At 32.0% G+C, this 20,550-nt stretch carries 13 protein-coding genes; 3 read left to right on the plus strand and 10 right to left on the minus strand.

Annotation, left to right across the window (positions count from 1 at the left end):
* From EZV73_RS15240 to EZV73_RS15255, 4 genes are all read right to left on the minus strand, one after another.
* Positions 1 to 705, minus strand: coding sequence for a LytTR family DNA-binding domain-containing protein (locus EZV73_RS15240; protein WP_240841259.1), 705 nt, complete (start codon positions 703 to 705; stop codon positions 1 to 3).
* A gap of 494 nt (positions 706 to 1,199) precedes the next feature.
* The gene (locus tag EZV73_RS15245; RefSeq protein WP_240841260.1) at positions 1,200 to 1,604 is read right to left on the minus strand and encodes a DUF5301 domain-containing protein; all 405 of its coding nucleotides are present in this window, start codon (positions 1,602 to 1,604) and stop codon (positions 1,200 to 1,202) included.
* 55 nt (positions 1,605 to 1,659) lie between these two features.
* Positions 1,660 to 2,454 (minus strand): hypothetical protein, encoded by a 795-nt coding sequence (locus EZV73_RS15250; protein ID WP_240841261.1) that lies wholly within the window; start codon positions 2,452 to 2,454, stop codon positions 1,660 to 1,662.
* A 323-nt stretch (positions 2,455 to 2,777) separates the two neighbouring features.
* The gene (locus tag EZV73_RS15255) at positions 2,778 to 3,593 is read right to left on the minus strand and encodes a YafY family protein (RefSeq protein ID WP_240841262.1); all 816 of its coding nucleotides are present in this window, start codon (positions 3,591 to 3,593) and stop codon (positions 2,778 to 2,780) included.
* 171 nt (positions 3,594 to 3,764) lie between these two features.
* Here EZV73_RS15255 and EZV73_RS15260 point away from each other — a divergent pair, with 171 nt between their 5' ends.
* The 3 genes from EZV73_RS15260 (at position 3,765) to EZV73_RS15270 (ending at position 5,902) form a co-directional block, all read left to right on the plus strand.
* Positions 3,765 to 4,079, plus strand: coding sequence for a hypothetical protein (locus tag EZV73_RS15260; RefSeq protein WP_240841263.1), 315 nt, complete (start codon positions 3,765 to 3,767; stop codon positions 4,077 to 4,079).
* A 171-nt stretch (positions 4,080 to 4,250) separates the two neighbouring features.
* Positions 4,251 to 4,580, plus strand: coding sequence for a MobC family plasmid mobilization relaxosome protein (locus EZV73_RS15265; protein ID WP_240841264.1), 330 nt, complete (start codon positions 4,251 to 4,253; stop codon positions 4,578 to 4,580).
* Positions 4,541 to 5,902 carry a relaxase/mobilization nuclease domain-containing protein gene (locus EZV73_RS15270; RefSeq protein WP_240841265.1) on the plus strand — a complete coding sequence of 454 codons (1,362 nt, stop codon included), beginning with the start codon at positions 4,541 to 4,543 and terminating at the stop codon, positions 5,900 to 5,902. The genes EZV73_RS15265 and EZV73_RS15270 overlap by 40 nt, the downstream gene beginning before the upstream one ends.
* Positions 5,903 to 6,046: 144 nt before the next feature.
* Here EZV73_RS15270 and EZV73_RS15275 read toward each other — a convergent pair whose 3' ends face one another.
* The 6 genes from EZV73_RS15275 to EZV73_RS15295 form a co-directional block, all read right to left on the minus strand.
* Entirely contained in the window at positions 6,047 to 9,784 is a 3,738-nt protein-coding gene (locus EZV73_RS15275; protein ID WP_240841266.1) for a YecA family protein, read from the minus strand.
* A gap of 186 nt (positions 9,785 to 9,970) precedes the next feature.
* On the minus strand, positions 9,971 to 16,078 hold the full coding sequence (locus EZV73_RS15280) for a helicase-related protein (protein WP_369123961.1): 6,108 nt from the start codon (positions 16,076 to 16,078) through the stop codon (positions 9,971 to 9,973).
* A gap of 101 nt (positions 16,079 to 16,179) precedes the next feature.
* The gene (locus EZV73_RS28990; protein ID WP_369123960.1) at positions 16,180 to 16,623 is read right to left on the minus strand and encodes a TnpV protein; all 444 of its coding nucleotides are present in this window, start codon (positions 16,621 to 16,623) and stop codon (positions 16,180 to 16,182) included.
* A gap of 868 nt (positions 16,624 to 17,491) precedes the next feature.
* Positions 17,492 to 17,926 (minus strand): YodL domain-containing protein, encoded by a 435-nt coding sequence (locus EZV73_RS15285; RefSeq protein WP_240841268.1) that lies wholly within the window; start codon positions 17,924 to 17,926, stop codon positions 17,492 to 17,494.
* A gap of 12 nt (positions 17,927 to 17,938) precedes the next feature.
* Positions 17,939 to 19,987, minus strand: a complete 2,049-nt coding sequence (locus tag EZV73_RS15290) for a type IA DNA topoisomerase (RefSeq protein ID WP_240841269.1) — start codon at positions 19,985 to 19,987, stop codon at positions 17,939 to 17,941.
* A gap of 15 nt (positions 19,988 to 20,002) precedes the next feature.
* Entirely contained in the window at positions 20,003 to 20,467 is a 465-nt protein-coding gene (locus EZV73_RS15295) for a DUF6075 family protein (RefSeq protein WP_240841270.1), read from the minus strand.
* Between the last annotated feature and the right edge of the window lie 83 nt (positions 20,468 to 20,550).

Here is a 20,550-nt window from a genome sequence, read left to right on the forward strand (position 1 = left end):
CTACAACATATCCATTTGCTTTTGCCTAATTGAAGATCTAAATTTCTGACTAATAGGAAGAACTTGATTGTCTATCATGTAAACTTTACTATACTCAAACTTATTAACTTTATCATAATTTACGATAAACGATTTATGTATGCGCCAGAATACTCTATTATCTAGCTCTTTAAAGATATTATCTAATCTAGAATAGAATTCATACTTTCCATCAACAGTATATAAAGTGATTATTCTATTAGTACTCATAAAGAAAATGATATCAGAAAGAACTACTTTTACACACTCTCCTTTATATGTAAAACGAAAGTATTTTTTTTCTTTGTTTTGAAGTCTAATAATGTTCTTAAGGATTGTTCTAATTTTATCCTCATTAAGTGGTTTTATTAGAAAATCGAAAGGTCGAACACTAAATAAGTCTAAAGCATATCCAGTTGTCCATGAAATATATATAATTCTTACCCTTTCGTCTTCAATTATTTCTCTGATTAAATGTCCTAACTCAATACCACTTTTTCCATTCATCTCTATATCTAAAAATATCACATCATAAGATTTATTATTTAGCATTGAACTAAAAAGTGAATCTGCTGAAGAATAGATATCAACTTTATAATTGTTTTGAGTCCAGTCTAGGTACTGTTCTATAATAGTATTTAGAGAATCACATATCTCTTTTTCATCATCACATATCGCAATGTTCACAAGTCACCTCAAAATTTTTCTTTTATTATATAAGAAATTGTGTCTAGACAATCAAGTTGCATTTTAACAACTATGATTTATAACCAATGACACTTTCTTCATTCTCACCTAAACATATACGCTGGTTCTAGTAAACCATACAAATAATGATATCATAAAATTTGTAAATCATCATTTACATATGAATAGTAACATATAGTTAGCGCATTATCCACAACGTAAAACTGCATAGATATTTTCTCCTTACCGCTACTTTAAATAAAGTCTCTAGTTTTAATATTGATATATCAAGGCTTGTAATTCTCTTAAAAATGTTATATATTCCAAATTTTCTATAGGAAATTTTGTGATAGTTATTCCCATATGACTATAGATCTTTTCTGCTATTATTCTTGAAGTACTACAATCCACTTTTTCTAATGTCGGCAACTTAATCAGAGTAAAATTCTTATAGCAAATCCGACAAGAACCAATGTTATCAGAAATTATACTCATTAATTATCTAAAAAATCCAATATACTTTTATCTAATTTATAAATACCAACATAAGGTTGCTCTACATACCACACATTATTTCTCATATAAATATATGAACGATAATCTCTATCATGGTCAGTTGAAAATCGAACAGAATAATAATCACTCCCTACCCCCACTGGTAAATCATGAGTTGTAAGTGTTCTAGTAGGTTTTGCCTTAAGTAAAACTTGAGTGAATGTGTTCACTTCATTTTTATCTCTAATCGTTTTAATCGTCTCATTATACTTCACCTGAATGTAATTAATGGTCTCAACATCAGGTATTTCAATACTCTCAGCCTTTGGCAAAAAATTATTATAAAGCATATATATAACGAAAACTACTATTACAATAGTTATTTTTAACTTTTTTTTCTCCAATGTATTCCCCCTATAATCAAATATAAAATTAAGTATCTAATATTCATTCTAATTTTTATTTACTGAACACTATTTGATTAATACTAATTACATCATTACTAGGAATTTCTACTATTATATCTTTCAGTTCTAAAGCCGCCATCTTCATTGAAATACATAAATCTTTTAATGAAGTTATTCCATAATTGTCAGGATCTAACCCTTTATGCAATACATAGAATCCTTTTTTATCCATTAGCCAAAAAGTTGTAGGTATAGCTTGTTGGTCAGGATTATAACCGAGAATAACTTTTCCTAAAGTTGGATCAAAAAGAAAGCATTTATCATCATAATAGATTTCAACAAAAACATGTCCATTAAAATCTTCTGTACTTTTATCATTAAAATCAGAAACCCATTGAATACCAACAGTATCAACAACAACACACGGTACTTCAAAGTGTCGTAAAATTGATGAAACTATCAATGCGTCATCGTGACATCCGGTAATCAAACGTTCATTAATAATATCTTTTGTTGTTCGTTCTCCAACAAAACTACCTTTCTTATGACTTTTATTGAATTCTCTGTTTTTCCAATCGAATATATTCTTAACTAGTACAACTGGATTAGAGTCATAATGTACTTCCTTATTAATTAACTCAATATTTTCATCATCAAGTTTTGTCTGATTTCCATTTGCAATATAATCCATTTTTCTTTCATCATGTAACTCATATCTTCCCATCTTATCTTCGACTACTGATAAATCTTCAAAGCCGGTAAACCATTTAACTCCTATAATCAAACCGATTATTATAACAACACTAGCAATTAGTCCTATCAATCTTAACATAATTTTTTTTTGCATTTAATCTCTCCTCTTTGAGTCCAATTATATTTTAATTTCAATCAACATAATGTTTATCGATTGTTTATAATCTAATAATGTACCGTATTATTTTATTTCAATATGACTTTTGAATAAATACGTTTGTAAGAATTGATAAGTATGATGTAGAAATCTAATGCTTGGTACATAATTTTATTCTAATCAAAGACAATAACGCTATTACTACCCGAGTAATTGATAAGAACTCCCTAGACTTTAAGTAAATATCTTTCTTAATAACTTTTAATCTAAAAACAAAAATATGCTGGCTTATAAACAGCATATTTCTATAATATGTTAACTCACTTTTGTATTTGTTTTAGAGCAGGATATCGTCTTAACAACAAATTCAAATCTATTGATTCCTTAACTTTTATATTCAATACAGTCGATTCTTGCCCAAACTTAAAGCACTCTATTGGAAATCTATTGAGTAAATCATCAGAAATAACATCAACTTCAAAACTTAAATCTATAATTGCTTCTGAGTACTTATTACTGAACTCATTTGGAATACTTCTTCGTTCAAATTGCATATTGCCTAATACAATATTTTGCATTCTTGAAATATATAATTCTTCAAACATATTAGTTTTTATATTACGTGCTAATAGACACCACACTCCATTAGAAAAACGTAACTCATATGGCTCAATAAAAAATCTTAAGAAGTTTCCCTCCAAATAATAGTCTAACTCAACTATCCACTTTTCTATAATAGACACTTTGAGTTCATGAAACTTAGTTTGTATATCAATTGAAATATCATTAGTGTTAACCCACATAGTTCCAGTTTCATTAAAATACTGTTTAAGCAACTTAAGTGCATACTCCAACTGAGCGTTAGGCAATCTTTTAATATTCTCAATGGCGTTCATCAAACCTTTTTCTTCTTGATCACTTAGTTTTTTTTCGTTTGTCATGTATCGATCATCTAAAATAATACCACCTGATACACCTTGCTGCATTGTAATTGGTATCCCGGCTTTTGCTAATGTTTCAACATCTCTATAAATAGTTTTTGTTGATACTCCAAAATGATCAGCAATAACTTGGGCCTTTTGTTGCCTATCCTTCAACAGTAAATAGATCATTTCTATCATTCTGCTTGTTCTCATACATACACCTCATTTATTTATCTATCCTATCTATCTTATTTTAATACAAGACAAATAAAATGTACACTTTCCATAGTTAACAATGCCATAAACAAAATAGGACATAATATTTGTCTTGTTTTATTCAAAAGACTTATTTATAATAACAGTATAGATCTTGGAGGTGCTTATATGCGTTATATCGGAAATATCATTTTAATCCCTATTAAATTTATTTTAGTAGTAGCCTATTTAATAACAACCGTTGGTGTAATTTTGTCTGTTATTATTGACTCATTCTCTACTGCCATTCTGTCTAGATTTATTTCCTTATGCTTCATTCTATTGGTTTTATCTATATTCTTGCAAGGAGCAAGTTTAACAGATAATATATCCTTTACTGCAATTGTAATATCATATGTCTTAATCATCATTTTTACATTGATACCATTTTTACTTAAAGAACTCCAGGAATTGATAAAAAATGGTTTGGCATTTTGGCTTTAAGTGTCGCAAGAACGACACTCACTAATAATTCAAAATCTTTAGTAGCAAGCACAGGAAGTGTAGCCACACTTCCGATATTCTACCATCCTCTTAAAGTAGTCGGTTGATAGAAAGCTTGTTGGGGAAATCCCCAAACCCCCTGGTTAACTCATGAAAGGAATTTTTGGGAATATGGCACAAAGAACAAGACCACTTAACATACATGTCATGGTCACTGAAGAAGAAAAACAATTAATAGAACATAATAGAAAAGTAGCTGGTTTTAAAAACACTGGAGCATACATGAGAAAAATGGCCATAGATGGACGTATTTTTAAAATTGATCATACACCCTTACAAGACATCTCCTCTAAAATGACTAAGGCTTCAACTAACATAAATCAAATTGCTAAAAGAGTGAATTCTACAGATTCAATATACAAAGAAGATATCCAAGAACTTAAGGAGATGACTGAAGAAATATGGCAATCACTAAAATCCATCCTATCAAAACTACCCTAGACTTAAGTATTGATTATATATGTGATTCAGAAAAAACTGATGAAGAAATATTAATTAGCTCATATAAATGTGGCCATAAGACTGCTGCATTACAATTTGCTAATACAAGAGAACTCATGAATAGTTCTGCTAAAAACTTAGGAAGACATTTAATTCAATCTTTTATGCCAGATGAAGTTACACCATCTCTAGCACATCAAATTGGGCAAGAACTATGCGACAAACACCTAAAGGGAAAATACGAATATGTCATTACTACTCATGTTGATCGGGGACATATTCACAATCATATTATATTTAATAATGTAAGTTTTCTTGATGGTAAAGCATACTTATCAAATAAAAAAAGTTACCATCAAATAAGAAAACATAGTGATGATTTATGTAAGCTTTATGAACTATCAATCGTAGACAATACTAAGTCAGAAGTAGAAAAGAACACTGTTAAAGGGCAATCCTATAAAGAACACTTGGAAAGGAAAAATGGAACTAGCTATAAGGCTAAGCTTCAATATTCGATTGATCTTGCAATAAAAAAGGCAAGAGATTATGATGACTTTTTAGGAATCATGCGTTCTTATGGCTATACCTTCAAGCAGGGTAAACATATTTCTTTTAAAGCAAACAATCAAGAAAGATATACCAGAGCTAAAACGATTGGAAGTGAGTATACTGAAGAAAGAATCAAAGAACGAATAAAAAAACGACTAAAATCTACAATATCCTATTCAAGTAAGAGACTCTCGAAAAACAAAGTTATCGACATAAAAAGTAATAAACTAGCTTCTCAATCCGTAGGATTTGCAAGGTGGCTTAAACTTCAAAACTTAAAAAATATGGCAAAAACTTGGAGTACATTTACCAATGAAAATATTTCTGATTTGACTTCATTTAATGAAACTATAAGCAATGTTCATGATGAATATAATCTGCAATTAAGCTGTGTTAAATCACTTGAACTAAAGCTGATTAACATTAAAGAATATAGAAAGCAGTTGGATATTTTCAATAAGCATTTAGGGTTATATAAGAGTTATAGTAATGCTGCTGATCCTGAACTCTTTTTTCAGCAGTATGAAAGAAAACTGATTCTATTTGTTGCTGCAGATGAATACTTGAAGCTAAATGAACTATGTACATCTATTTCTTTGGATAACTTAAGTAATCAAATCGGATCTTTACTAGATGATCTTACTAATGCAAAAAAAATACTCTCTCAACAGAAAGATAAGCTTAAAGAAATCAACGATCTTAAAAATAACTTAGACTTATATTTAGATGATGCTCTGGCACTACCTGCAACTTCAAAATGCAAAACCTAATGCCCCCCAAATAGCTGTGCAATCTATATGGAATGACGATCAAATAAACAGTCTTTTAATTAGAATAGCATTTTAAAATTTATGAAATCCTCCACTTAATAAATAAACTATTGTATAGATTATTAAGTGGAGGATTTTATTGGTTTACACAGATTTATTTACACTAAGTTTATTTGAATCATTTAGTAGAAGTTCAAACTCATACATCGATATTATTTCAAAATCTAGATCTTTATATCTAGAAAATAGCACTTTATTAGTTATCATATAAGGTTTTAAAATTAAATCCTCAACATCATCAACCCCCTGTGAATGTAGAAACTCTTTGTAGTACTTCGACAAATAATCAATTCTACGTTGAAACTTCTCGTCATATTTTTTGTCTAAAAAAAAGTTGAATTGTTGCATATAAACTTCATGATTCGAGCCAACTTTACTTAGTACCTTACACTCAATTATCCATAACTCTTTCCTTTTATCATCATATGCAATTACATCATAATCACCAAGTTCTTCAGGATGAATACTAGTTTTATCAAGTTTGTGTAATTTAGCTTCTGGCCATACTAACCGAGTACTATGATCCTTAAAAATTTTAACTATATCTTTTACTATGTCATCCTCATATCTCTTCTTCCATCTAGTTAAGACTTTCATCACTTTTTTCATTCCAATCTCAAATGGTGGATAAAAACTTAAAACACCACTTATCCACTTGTTCATTAAATCAAAAATTGCAACTGGTGAAAAATAATATTCATTTTCAAACAATATGAGTGGACAGACTTCGAATCTTACATTCCGATTCACTCTTTCATTAATAGGCAGAAATGTACGATACTCACCTCTCCAAAATTTGAGTGCTTTTACATCACACACCAGAAAATTAATCACATTCTTTAATTCCTGATCAGAACATTCAACATCGTATGCATTTAGAAAGTCTTGCTTGAAAGCCTCAAAATCAAACTTATACACATTAATACCAACATTAGTCGCAAAAGTCGATTCATGACCAAGTTGTAATATTTCCATTACAGCCATAAATAATTGAAAATCAAATCCGAAATCATCATTAAAAGCTGCAATATATTCTTCATAAAAAGACTTATCAATCTCATCCATCTTTACGGAATAATCTTTGTTCTCATATATTCTCTTACTTAATCCTTTAATTCTTTTTATCATATCTTCAGAGTCAATTATATCTACCACATAGTCATGATTTACTTCAATTGATTTTTCAAGTTTACTATTAAAGCATATATCAGCTGCATCTTGTAAAACAACAAGCCAGTTTGCAAATGCTAACAAATATTGGACTTCATCATCAGTAGGTTGGCATACTTTACGATTATTCTCCAAGTTTAAATTGGTTTCTAAAATATACTGCATAGATCTCTGGTGATGTTTAGCTTCCTCTCTTAAGTTTACTATGCGTTGTTTAACATAATCCTTTTCCGTTTCTTCAATATCATTAAAGGAGTTATATCTCGCTCTATGAATATTCACCTCATGAACTATTTTAGAATAGATTTCCAACAGCTGAAGATGTAATGATTTACGATCATATTTTGATATGCAATCTTCAAAATATGATATTAACTCACTCTGCATTATTCTAATGATTTTGGTTGCTTTTTTCCCTTCATATCTTCCTGTTATAATGTCTTTTTCACTACAAATCATTGCTATTGATTTTCGAACATTATGATATGATTTATCTGAGACTCGGTAGCCTGGATGTTTATCATTATAAAGATAGCTCAAATTCATGCTGAACACACCAACACCTCCAGGCAAATGAATACTATCTGATATTAAATCAACTAATTCATTGTATTCCTCACTAAAATATTTTTTTAACGTGGAGTTCAACTCCATAAAGTATGTCGTCTCCACCTCTCTATCTTTAGCTTCTTCTAAATCACTTAGCAGTTTTCCACTATTTACAGCAAATCTAATTGCAATCCCATCACTATCAACATGAATTTCACTATAGACATATTTCTTTTCAGCATCTTGTGTATATCCAGTTATGTCATGCTCTTTTGCATATTCAAATGGCAAATGAATATAATGAATAGATAACCCGTTAAAACAATTGTTTTTTTCATAGAAATGACCATATAAACTTGTGTTTCTCATATTTAAATCATCTATAAGGCAAATTAAATTCATTAACTCATCAGAATAGTCTTCAGTACTATACATTGTAATATTATGTGCAAAAAAAACAAATGAGTTATTAGAAAATAATCGTCCTATACCACCATACGAATTGCTCATCTTATATGAGTACTCATAGTAATCACTTCTATCCATTCGACGAATGTTCCATCTTGAAAAGTCGCTAAAAAGTTCTGTTTTGACTTCAAATGGGTAGCTACTTAATTTATCTACAAAATAATCTCTAACATATGAATCTGCATACCCATGTTCGATTGACATCAACGAATACTCGATAGCTCCCTTTTCAACTACTTCACCTGATTCCTTCCACATCAAGTAAGTTGTAGCCACACCTCCAAAAGAAAGAAGTTTGCCTTGTTTATCCTCTTCTTCATATTCAAGGTATCTATACAACTCATCTATATTTTTCATGAAAGATAAAAAGTATATAACATCAGCTGAAGTACAACTATGATATGCGTCTTTACCATTTTTTAGCAACAACTGGTTTTGGTGTAGGTTCAATAAATCATCAAAGACCAAAATCTTTAAGCCTAAATGATTTGGTACCTGTACCCCCTTATATCCATTTGATTTTCTTTGAACAATTTCAGCCAAGCTCAATTGATTACTATTATACAGATCCTTAATTCTTTTTATTTCCTCATCAAGTTCTAATGAGCTACTATATTTACTTCCATTTATTCCTATAACGACTCCCCTCCTGCCACATAAGATAAACGAATAATATTCTTTTGATATAAACTTAGCACTGTCAACAAGACCAACAGGATATAAAAGTGAAGGATTTGCATCATCTTCTAAATATGATAAACTCTGTAGTTTATATGCGATAGTTTTTTCAACAGTACTAATAGCATCATTTTTAGTCATTTTTTGAACCATTAAGCCATAAAAATCAACTAAAATAGATGTGTTAAATATTGGCCAAATAGTTCCTTCTTTTTCAGTAAAATGAGACTTTGATGCATCCTTACTATATTCTTTAAATGCGTCTGCTAGGTTGATAATTGACTCTATTGAATAGACTTCATTAAAATATTGATGAACTCTCTCAAACAACTGATTTGATGGTAATACGAATTTCACCTTAAAATCCTCATCAAATCTGTTAATATCATAGAAATAATCAATCTGATTAGATGAATAATATAACATACTATTTAAAAGTGGTTCCATTTTACATACTGCAGCTGCCTGCTCCATAAATTGAAGAACACCATAGACATTTTCGTAACCATTACCAAGTATAACTCTATATGATTTATTTTTGTAACTTATTCTAACTTCACCAAAATCTTGCATAGTATAATCATCTAACGATGTTACCTGAAGACATTCACTAACCTCAGAGAAAAAGTACTCAAAATCCATATAAGATTTAATTTCTTTAGAACCTGATTTATCAATTCCCATTAAGCATTGATTTAATGATATTGATATTTCTAAAGCAGACCTATTTAACGAGCAAATATTAATACAGAAAACTGCTTTGACAAGATCACTCAGATCATACTTCAAAAAAATATCAGTCAGTTTAACAACATTATTTTGAACATTAGGAAAAACATCATTTTGGTCTGTAAAACTACTTTTTATCATATGATTTTTTTCCTTATCAAGACAACACTTTTTGTACTTCTTACCACTACCACAATAACACTTGTCATTACGACCTATTTTACTCATTTTTCCTCCTTTCAGTTGTTTATTCATCAACTTCTTCTTAGTTTATCTTACTCCAAACTAACAGTAGATAACAATATCATTTCTAATTTTTTACAATCTCTAAGTTAAACTTTTAGCAATTCTAAAATTCGTTAAAAGAAAACCTCCCCAAATATCTCTAATTGATAGTTGGGGAGGTTCAGAAACTTACATGCTAATCACATTGTTATTTCTTTCATCCTTTATTGTATTTCCTTTTATTAGTTCTTGATTTTTTCTTAATTGTCCTAGTATTGAAGGTCTTTTATCTGAGAGGGGGTTCTCTTCAATATCAGCATTAGTTACAGCAATAGAATCTGTAGGATCAACGTCAAATCTATCAATTACACCATCTACATCTGTATCTTTATCAATGATTAAATCCTCAATTCGTTCTATATCTTCGTCTTCCACAAATACTAGTGAAGCATAATCTAAATGTTCTAAGGCATAATCATTAAGTTCTTTAAGAGTGCCATATTGCTCTTTATTGACTAATGTATCATCTATATAAGTGTTAACTGAGAAGTTAATCAAGTCCACTGATGCTTGGATTTCATGCTTTTCATCTTCAGTGGTTGTATAGGCTATATCAACTTTTTCTAGATCATCAAAGTCAAAAGGCTCCCTTTCTTCTTCATACTCTTTTTCTAGATAATCCTGTATTAAATTTTTAGCTCGGTCCAATTCACTTGGTGCTTGTAAAGCTTCGTTTTCAGCTAAATTAAGTTTTTGATCAAGTTCAGACAGTCTGGTCACTTTTTCTTTCATCTCCTTATCCTTATCAAATGGTTTCTTTACTTCAACTTCTGCATTTTTAAGTTGTCCTCTAACTGCATCTAGCTTAAGTTCTGCATCTTTTAATTTAGCATCCATACTATCAAGTACGTGGTCCATTCTAGCAATATTACCATATACATCAGAACCTAATTCAACTTTATGATCTCTGCTGCCCTTCAAATGTGCATAATAGTTGTTGTAAAACACATCATACTTGATTGCTAAATCAAACCCTCGGTAGCTACCAAATTCACTTTCCTTACTATCTTTAACTGACTTACAAGCAGTAAGTATCGCATGACCTGCAGCTTCTTTGTCTAAAGTACCGTAAGTTATTCCTGTCACAGTCATACCATTAAATATCTTCTCACCTTCTAAACCGGTTTTGGTATGTTTACTTACATGATCAATATCAGTTTTATAACCTCTGATAAGCGTTTCAAGTCTTTTAATTTCATTAGGATAATACTTTATAATCTTATCTTCTAAGGCATATTTATTACTCAAATAATTAGAGTGAAGCATCTTCAATTTACTAACCTGTACATCTAGATTCATCTTCTCTTTTATTAATGGGTTGCCAGTAGCTAAAGCTTTTATTTCAGCATAAGATAAAGCATTTTCATCTGCATCATCAGCACTTCTAACGGGTGATTTACTAGTCATAATTTGACTGATGAACTTCTGCTTATTCTCTACAAGCTGCCATAAAAACGCATCAAATGTATTTTCAGTTACATAACGAAACACTTTCACTTTTTCATTCTCATTCCCCTGTCTAATCAGTCGCCCAGCGCGTTGCTCCAGATCTGAAGGTTTCCATGGGCAATCAAGATCATGTGTTGCAATAAGCTTATCCTGCACGTTTGTACCAGCTCCCATTTTAAACGTAGAGCCTAAAAGTACTCTAATATCACCTGATCTAACCTTAGCAAACATTTCATCCTTTTGTTTTTCATTCTTTGCATCATGTATAAATGCTATTTCATAACTAGGCACACCTTTATCAATTAAAATTTCTTTGATATCATCATAAACATTAAAATCACTCTTTCCACTAGGTGTCGATAAATCACAGAAGATTAATTGAGTTGATTTCTTAGGTATTGTATCTTGCCAGATATCAAATGCATTATTAGCACAAGTCGCTACCTTACCTTGATCATCCCTGGGTAACATTGAGTTCATAAGCCTTTGATCTAAAGCTAGTTTCCTACCATCATTTGTTATTAATAGCATATTATCAGTGGATTGATCAACTATCTTATTTCTAACGGCATCTGCTCGTTCAGATAGACTTGCTACCATTTCTTGTTGAAATTCACTGGGTTGAATAACCACCGTTTCAAACTCAGCTTCAGGAACAGGAAGCTCTAACATATCTGCTGTCTTAATATCTGCAACTTCCTTAAACATGTTCATAAGTTCAGGAAGATTATAAAACTTTGAAAACCTTGTTTTAGGTCTATAGCCTGTACCTTCAGGACTTAATTCTATAGTTGTATTGGTTTCACCAAATGTAGATGCCCATGCATCAAAATGCTCTAATCGTTGCTTTTGTAGTGAACCATATTGTAAATATCTCTGCATGGTATAAAGTTCAGTCATGGAGTTGCTTATGGGCGTTCCAGTTGCAAATATAATGCCCTTGCCATTAGTAATCTCATCCATATACCGACACTTCATAAACATATCAGAAGACTTCTTAGCTTCACTTTGTCCAATACCAGCTACATTACGCATCTTAGTATAAAGAAAGAGATTTTTGTAGCTATGTGCCTCATCTACTATTAGACGGTCAACACCTAACTCTTCAAACGTCACCACATCATCCTTATGTGACTGATCATTTAGTTTTAATAACCTTGTTGACAAAGACTTCTTGGTCTTCTCTAATTGCTTTACAGAGAAGTTATCACCGTTATTTGCCTTAAGATCTGCTATACCATCTGAAATAGCATCAATCTGTCTTTCAATTTCAGACTGCTGCCTTTCTACACTCATAGGTATACGCTCAAACTGAGAATGACCAATAACTACAGCATCATAGTCACCTGTAGCAATTCTTCCACAAAACTTCTTACGGTTCTTAGGTTCAAAGTCTTTCTTAGTTGATACCAAAATATTAGCTGATGGATAAAGTTTTAAGAATTCACTGCCCATTTGTTCTGTTAAGTGATTAGGTACCACAAATAGTGATTTTTGACTTAAGCCAAGCCTTTTACTTTCCATTGCACTTGCAATCATTTCAAAACTTTTTCCAGCACCAACAGCATGAGCTAGTAGCGTGTTTTCACCATATAAGGTATGAGCAATGGCATTACGTTGATGTTCCCTTAAAGAAATACTGGGATTCATACCATCAAAGGCAATATGTGAGCCATCAAACTCCCTTGGTCGTGTAGAATTAAACTTTTTATTATACATTTTAACCAGTCTATTTCTTCTTGATGGTTCTTGCCATATCCAAGATTTAAAAGCTTCTTTTATAGCATCTTGTTTCTGACCAGCTAACATGGTTTCATGCTTATTTAAAACAGATTTGACCTTACCATCGACATCTGTAACACGATCATATACCCTTGTATCTTTAAGGTTTAAGGTATCTTCTATAATCTTATAGGCACTAACTCTACTTGTACCAAATGTCATATTTGCTCTGATATTGTCTCTATCTTTTGATTTACCTTCAACATTCCAATTAGCTGAAAATGATGAGTATCTAACATTGATATCCCACTTGGCAAAACCAGGTGTATCTAATGTTTCAAATATAAAGTCTTCTACATCTTTTACAGGCAGCCATGTGGCTCCTAGACGTACATCTATATCTGTAGCTTCTAAATCTTTTGGAATAACCAGTTCTAAAGCACTGGCATTTATACTATAAACTTCTGGTTGTTCAACTGCAGCATTAACAGCTACTTCATGTTTCTCTCTGACGTTACCAGAAAGATATTCATCAGCATTAATAAATTCTTCTTCATAGCCACCTTCATAATACAATGGATTTTTAAATACTATACCTTGTAAATCTTCAAAGACTTCATCTGCAGTTAAACCTGTTAAAGAAGCCATGTAAGCCATATCCACTTTTGCTTTTTCGGTAATAGATAAAGCTAAAGCTTCTATTGGTGAATCCACCTTTTCTGGTACTGTTCTCTTTTTGATAGTACGTTTTGAAAACATATCTGCTTTAGTAACTCTACCAGTATCATGTTCTATATTTTCTAATGAACAAATCAAGGCATATGATACATCATTATTAAACAACTTAGCGTTTTTCTTATCGTTTATTACCCCAAATCCTTCAGTAAAATGATCATATCTCTCATTAAGGGTAGATTGCCCAGCTCTAATTTCTTCATCTGAATGATCTTCCATTTGAAGTCTTACAAGCTCTCTTGTTGCATCTCTAATACCAATCAAACCTTTTAATCTTGGAATATCATTTTCTTTGATTGTAGGTTTAATCATAACTGAATTTTCTCTAAAATAAACTTCACCATCAACAATTGTAAAGCTATAATTTCTCACTGTTGGATCAGCTAGTATTTCATCATTGTCATTTTCAATCTGATGCTCTATTGATAATTGTCCAATAGAACCTGATAGGTTATTCATAGCAGCAGCTAGTTGATCTTTTAAACTGCTTCCTTCTATCGCTAGACAAGCACTCTCCTTACCAAACCTTGAAGAGACCATATCCATCTTACCAAGGACCATTTCAGGATGATCAATAAAGTACTGGTTCATACTGATACCATCTTCATTTACATTTAGATGTACCCAATCTTCATCAATGGCCATTGGCCTTTCACGCTTTTTCAAGAATATGATATCACTGGTTACTTCAGTACCAGCATTGGCTTTAAATGCTGTATTAGGTAGTCTAATAGCACCCAAAAGTTCTGCTCTTTCAGCCAGATACTTTCTAACCTTTGAGTTTTTCTTATCAAGTGTTCCTTTTGAAGTAATAAAGGCAACTATACCACCTTCTCTTACCTTATCTAGAGACTTTGCAAAGAAATAATCATGTATTAAGAAGTTCTCTTTTTCGTATCTTTTATCATAAACCTTATAATCACCAAACGGTACATTGCCGATAGCAACATCAAACAAGCTATCTGAGTATGTCGTATTCTCATAGCCATCAATCTTTATATCTGCATTTTGATAGAGCTGATTGGCTATTCTTCCTGAAATGCTATCAAGTTCAACTCCATAAAACTTACTCTCAGAAAAATATTCTGGTAACATACCTAAGAAGTTACCAGTACCACAAGAGGGTTCTAAAATGTTCCCCTTTTCAAATCCTAATATACCTAAACCATCATACATGGCTTCTATAATAGTTGGTGAGGTATAATGAGCATTTAATGTTGATTCTCTTGCTGATCTATACTCATCTTCATTCAGAAGTTCTAATAGAGAGAAATATCCTGTTCTTGCCCAAGTGATATTGGTATCTTTATCAAATACTTCAGGCATGCCACCCCAACCGATATATTTAGACAAAACTTCTTGTTCTTCACTTGTTGCCAATCTATCTTGGCTTTCTATATATTTAAGTGTTTTAATAGCATCAATGTTATTTCTTAGTTTTTCAAGACTTGTACCTATGCCTAAATCATAATCTGTAATTTTAAAGTCCAGTTTTTCAATATTCAACTTTTGGTCAACTTGACCAGAAGTATCTTCTAGCACTTCACCTAAAGCTTCCATCTCATCTTCAGACTGAATATTTACAATTTCTATACTTTCATCAACCTTAATTTCATCTGCCTTAAATCGCAATTCCCCGTTAAACGCATTTAATAGTTCAAATGAAGTTAACTGATTCTTTAATTCGGTATCCTTGATTTCTTCAAACGTTCTTGGCTTATGACTGATTAGTCTTTGTGCGCCTAATGCATGAAGTTCTCTAACATTGAAATAACCCCACTCGACAGCATCACCAGCAACTAAACCAAAAGCATCTCCTGTATTATCATCGTATTCAACTAGATACCAGGTCCAACTACTTCTAAAAGGCACAAAGTATATACCTTGAACAGTTTTATCTTTTAATGCTAGACTTTCAGTTTCATACATACCTGGTGTAGCAGCTTTCATGGCATCATTCATTAGTAAAGTAGGATCATCCATTAGCTTCTTATGTTCCTGTTCTTCATATTGGGCCATTTGTTCATCAGTTAAGTAATCATCATTGTCAATCAAGTGTCTTATACGTTTACCTACTTCGGACCATTTGATAAGCTTATCAACCCTATCTTCACCATAACCACCTTTAGTCAGAACAATGCCTTTTGAGTCATGACTAGATGAAGTAATTTTCATTGGATCTCTTGATCCTGAACGACCACCAACACCATACTCGTTTTTCAGAAAATCTGCAGCTTCTTTTCTCGTAGGTTCATCCAAAAAGAACTCATAAATTCTGAGTTTCCCATTTTCAAAACCACTACCTCGCTTAAGTTCTTCATCAATCTCCATTTGGGCAAAAGAAAAAACAGTAGTTTCATCATCTACTGTTTCCTCAATAATTTCTATTTGTTCTTCTTCAGTTGGAAATAAACTTAATTGTATCGGTTTATCTAGTTGAAGACTATTTCCTTGTAAATCTCTTCCTCGATAGTCTGCTTGATATTGTTCATAATACCCACCCACTTCATCTGATCTTGTTTCTTCAGGTCTTCTGTCACTTGAAGTTGTTTCATCATTTTTGGTGTTTCCATCTCCAATAATCTCTGTGCTCGTTGTTCTACTTCCAGTAGATGACTCTGTAGCGTTCCCTTGATGATCATGATTGAGTACATAGCCTTCTTGTTCTCCTCTAAGTATCTCTTCCTCGCTCTTGCGTATATTCCCACGACTGGCTCCTGATCCATCGCTACTTTCAAGTTGGGTATCAGGATTTCCCCGTCTAAAAGATAGGTTCCCCCCTCCTTCTCGAATGTTGATGTCTTGATCACTGGATTGTAGATGCCGTTCTCCACTTGATATTCTATCCCTGCCATTGTCTCTATTTTCATCATCATGACCTCCTTTTAATTCAGACACCATTTTTGTCTTATTTGTTACATCTTCATTGTACAACATTTCATTTGAAGTTTCTATATTATTCAAGACATTTTTTTGTCTAGTTTTTATTTTGGTGATCTCTCTATCTAAATCAGTAATAAAATCAACTGTTGCTTCATTGATGGTCGTAACCAAAACAGATACTAAACTTGTATCATTAAAGTCAGTTATATCGCCAAAGTCCATGCCACTGAAGATAGAGGCAGGCTCTAAATTTAATCTTTCAGCTATTTGATAAGCAACTGAATTCGCTAGTAATTCTTTTGAGATCTTATCAATGTTTAATTCATCCAATTCTTCTAAATATGTTCCTTCAGCTAACTGTCTAATATCTGCTGCCATATCATCATTATAGAAAGATGCATACTTATCAGCCAATAGCATTATTCGTGAAGTTGTTTCTAAATCATTTGATACTGTTAAACCAGCTTGTCTCTCTACTTCGCCTAGTGCATCCAAGTGCATATTTTCATCAAATGAAAACAATTCTACATCATGTACAGTGTTCTTCGTTGCATGAGTATCAGAAATATCAAATACATACTTTATTCTATAGGTCCCATCTGGTCTTATATCCATTAATGGTATACCTTTAGACCCCTTATTAACCCATCGTTTAAAACGCTTATTCCAGAAGTCCATACTAGCACATGCTCTAGCATCCGGTCTATTGGCATAAATAAGTAACTGGTCATTAAAACTATATTTACCTGTATAGGCGCTTGATTTCAGGAAATCCAACCATGCTTGACCACTGGATCTTATCTCATTTTCTTTTTTTACTAACAATGAAAATACATCTTCAGCTCTTGCCATGTCACCCTCCTATCTTTCACCTATATCTTGTTTTATGTCATTCTTTTTCTTATCACTAGATTCTACTTTCGATTTGTTGTCTTTTAGAGCTTTCAGCACAGAAAACTCCTTATGTGATTCTTGATTTCTTTGAAGTATAAATTCATTCACTTCTTTGAAACCAAAACTATCGACAAAGTTAGCAGTTGTCTTACCATCTTTATTAAGTACAACCACATCACTTACCGAAAGTGATCTGCCTTTATAGTCTTCAGGGTGTTCATGATTAAACTTCCTGAATATATCTTCTAAAGTCATTTCATCTAAGCTGCCTTTATAAACAAAATCATAATTCGAGTAATCTACTTTTAATCCAAAGTGTTCTAGACTATCTATACTTTCAAATCTAAAATTTCTATAGTCTTTACCAGACTTAACTTGATATATTTCATATGTGTTATCCATCTCATCACATCCTTATTTAAACTCTAATTTATAATTCACCCATGTACCTGTATCATTAAGTACCACTGTGGCATCATATGTCTTATCTTTCTTTTCAGAATACAATCCTTTAACCTTTATTTTGCCCTTAGTTAGAAGTCCTTTGGCTATTGTCTTCGTTACCTTCTTCTTTTTAGATAAAAAGAACTTATCTTCTTTCCATATACTAAACTTGCAATCCTTTGAAGAACAGTAAAAGTTACTTTTACTTTCATAGACATCACTTTCACACCTTGGACATTTACCTATAACTTCCTTAGTAGACTCAAAGGTAGAAGTCACAGCCATATCAGAATAAGATTTAACCAGCTCTTTGATTTCCAGCTTAATCTCACCCATAAACTGATCAGCGTTAAAGCTGCCATTTGAGATTTCAGTTAATCGATTTTCCCACTCTGCAGTTAATGTTGGTGACTTTATCCTTTCAGGTACAATCTTAATCAGTTCAACACCTTTACTGGTTGAAAGAATGTTTTTCTTTTTTCTTTCTATATATCCAACTTGGATAAGTCTTTCTATGATACCAGCTCTAGTGGCAGGGGTCCCTAAACCTTTTTTCTCAACTTCTAAAGAATTATCCAATTCTTCTACACCTGCACGTTCCATGGCAGATAATAGAGTATCTTCTGTATAATGCTTTGGTGGTGAAGTAAAATGCTCTGATCGCTTAATATCAACAATACTATATTTATCACCTTGATTTATTTTGATAAGTTTAACTGCATCTGATTTATCTCTTAACTTATCATTATCATTTATGCTAATCTTAAATTCATCTTCTACAGCCTTAAACCCCATTTCTATACATGTCTTTTCTTTAGCCTTAAAGTCATGATTATTTACAAGAACTGAAACTGACACTTCTTCATACACATAGTCTAAAGACACTGCAGTTGTTAATTTCATTCTTATAAGCTTTAGTATACTTAACTCGCTAACAGGTATTTTAGTCTCATCCATATTTAATGAAGACGTAGTTGGAATAATGGCATGATGATCGCTAACCTTGCTATCATTGATTAACCTGTCAACATTAGGCGTATCTACTAAGTCCATTCTACTTACAAGATCACTAACAGACTCTCTCATATCAGTTGTAATAAAACGACTATCCGTCCTTGGATAGGTAATCAACTTTTTCTCGTATAAGCTTTGAGCATAGTCTAAGGTCTGTTTTGCGGTATATGAATAATACCTATTGGCTTCTCTTTGTAGTGTCGTTAAATCAAACAACTTAGGAGCTTTATTTTTCTTTACATCTTTAATGACCTCTGATATTACTGCTTGACGGTCTTTACAATCAGTTATAATCTTATCAGCTAATTCAATGGTATCTATGCGGTCACTCTTAACACTAAAAGTCCCTAAATCAAGGTTTACGTGATAAAACTTTTCTTTAATAAAGTTTGTAATCTTCATATCATGCTCTACAATCATAGCTAGTGTAGGCGTTTGTACACGTCCAACACTTAATTTTGCATTGTACTTTGTAGTAAATAAGCGTGTAGCATTTAAACCTACAATCCAATCAGCGTGACTTCTAGCCAAAGCAGACTGATACAAGTTTTCATAATCCGAACCTTTTCTTAGATCATTAAAGCCTGCTTTGATTGCACTATCTTCCATAGAACTGATCCATAACCGTTCAAATGGCTTTGTACATACTACCTTGTCATAAACTAATCTAAAGATCAGTTCTCCTTCACGTCCTGAATCAGTAGCTTCAACCAAAGAAGTTACTCGATCATCATGCATCAAATCTTTTATGATTTTAAACCGTTTCTTTGTTTTATCTTTTACTTGATACTTCCATGGTGACGGTAGTATAGGTAGATGATCATAGTTCCATTTAGCATAGATCTCATCATACATTTCTGGTGTTGCAAGACCTACTAAATGGCCCACACACCAAGTTATGATATAACCATTACCTTCTATGTAGCCATCTTTTTTATTCGATGCACCAAGTACATCAGCGATAGACCTTGCAACACTTGGTTTCTCAGCAATAACTAACTTCATTTCAACCCACTTTCTTTATCTCTCATGATCTGATTTCTTATCAGTAGACTTTCTTACTTCGTTTGATCTAAGTTCATTAATAGTCTGTCGTAAACTTGATTTATACAGTTCCTGATTCTTAAAATACACAGAATATCTGATTCTTAAGGCTTCTGTAAACTCACTAGCATACTCACATGCAAATAAGGATGAAGGTGTAGTAGAAGACTCATAACCTTCTTCTATATAGCCATTCCACAAGTTAAAGGCCATCCTGGTAACTTGATAACTTGTCCCAGTTTGATAAGGCTGATGAATATTCTCAGGTAAAATACAGCCTTCATTAAAATCAAACAAATCATCAATGTTCTTTCTTGTAGTGGGACACATGCCCATACAATAAAAAAATGCTCTATAGTAAACATCATCGTGACCAGCACGACTTAACATTTCACCATAAAACATTTCATGTTCCACGCTATTAAATTTTATATTATTCATTTAACCATCCTTTCTTAACTTTTGGTCAACTTGATCAAAAGTTGTATAAAAAAATCAACAAAACGTAATGTTCTGTTGATCTC

Source organism: Acidaminobacter sp. JC074 (assembly GCF_022496765.1).
In the GTDB taxonomy this organism is placed as follows: domain Bacteria; phylum Bacillota; class Clostridia; order Peptostreptococcales; family Acidaminobacteraceae; genus JABXKX01.

What these genes read in the sequence shown, in the direction of transcription:
- EZV73_RS15250 (WP_240841261.1), bottom strand. Translation starts at nt 2,454, where the DNA reads ATGCAAAAAAAAATTATGTTAAGATTGATAGGACTAATTGCTAGTGTT.
- EZV73_RS15255 (WP_240841262.1), bottom strand. Translation starts at nt 3,593, where the DNA reads ATGAGAACAAGCAGAATGATAGAAATGATCTATTTACTGTTGAAGGAT.
- EZV73_RS15260 (WP_240841263.1), top strand. Translation starts at nt 3,765, where the DNA reads ATGCGTTATATCGGAAATATCATTTTAATCCCTATTAAATTTATTTTA.
- EZV73_RS15265 (WP_240841264.1), top strand. Translation starts at nt 4,251, where the DNA reads ATGGCACAAAGAACAAGACCACTTAACATACATGTCATGGTCACTGAA.
- EZV73_RS15270 (WP_240841265.1), top strand. Translation starts at nt 4,541, where the DNA reads ATGGCAATCACTAAAATCCATCCTATCAAAACTACCCTAGACTTAAGT.
- EZV73_RS15275 (WP_240841266.1), bottom strand. Translation starts at nt 9,784, where the DNA reads ATGAGTAAAATAGGTCGTAATGACAAGTGTTATTGTGGTAGTGGTAAG.
- EZV73_RS15280 (WP_369123961.1), bottom strand. Translation starts at nt 16,078, where the DNA reads ATGGAGATTGATGAAGAACTTAAGCGAGGTAGTGGTTTTGAAAATGGG.
- EZV73_RS28990 (WP_369123960.1), bottom strand. Translation starts at nt 16,623, where the DNA reads ATGATGATGAAAATAGAGACAATGGCAGGGATAGAATATCAAGTGGAG.
- EZV73_RS15285 (WP_240841268.1), bottom strand. Translation starts at nt 17,926, where the DNA reads ATGGATAACACATATGAAATATATCAAGTTAAGTCTGGTAAAGACTAT.
- EZV73_RS15290 (WP_240841269.1), bottom strand. Translation starts at nt 19,987, where the DNA reads ATGAAGTTAGTTATTGCTGAGAAACCAAGTGTTGCAAGGTCTATCGCT.
- EZV73_RS15295 (WP_240841270.1), bottom strand. Translation starts at nt 20,467, where the DNA reads ATGAATAATATAAAATTTAATAGCGTGGAACATGAAATGTTTTATGGT.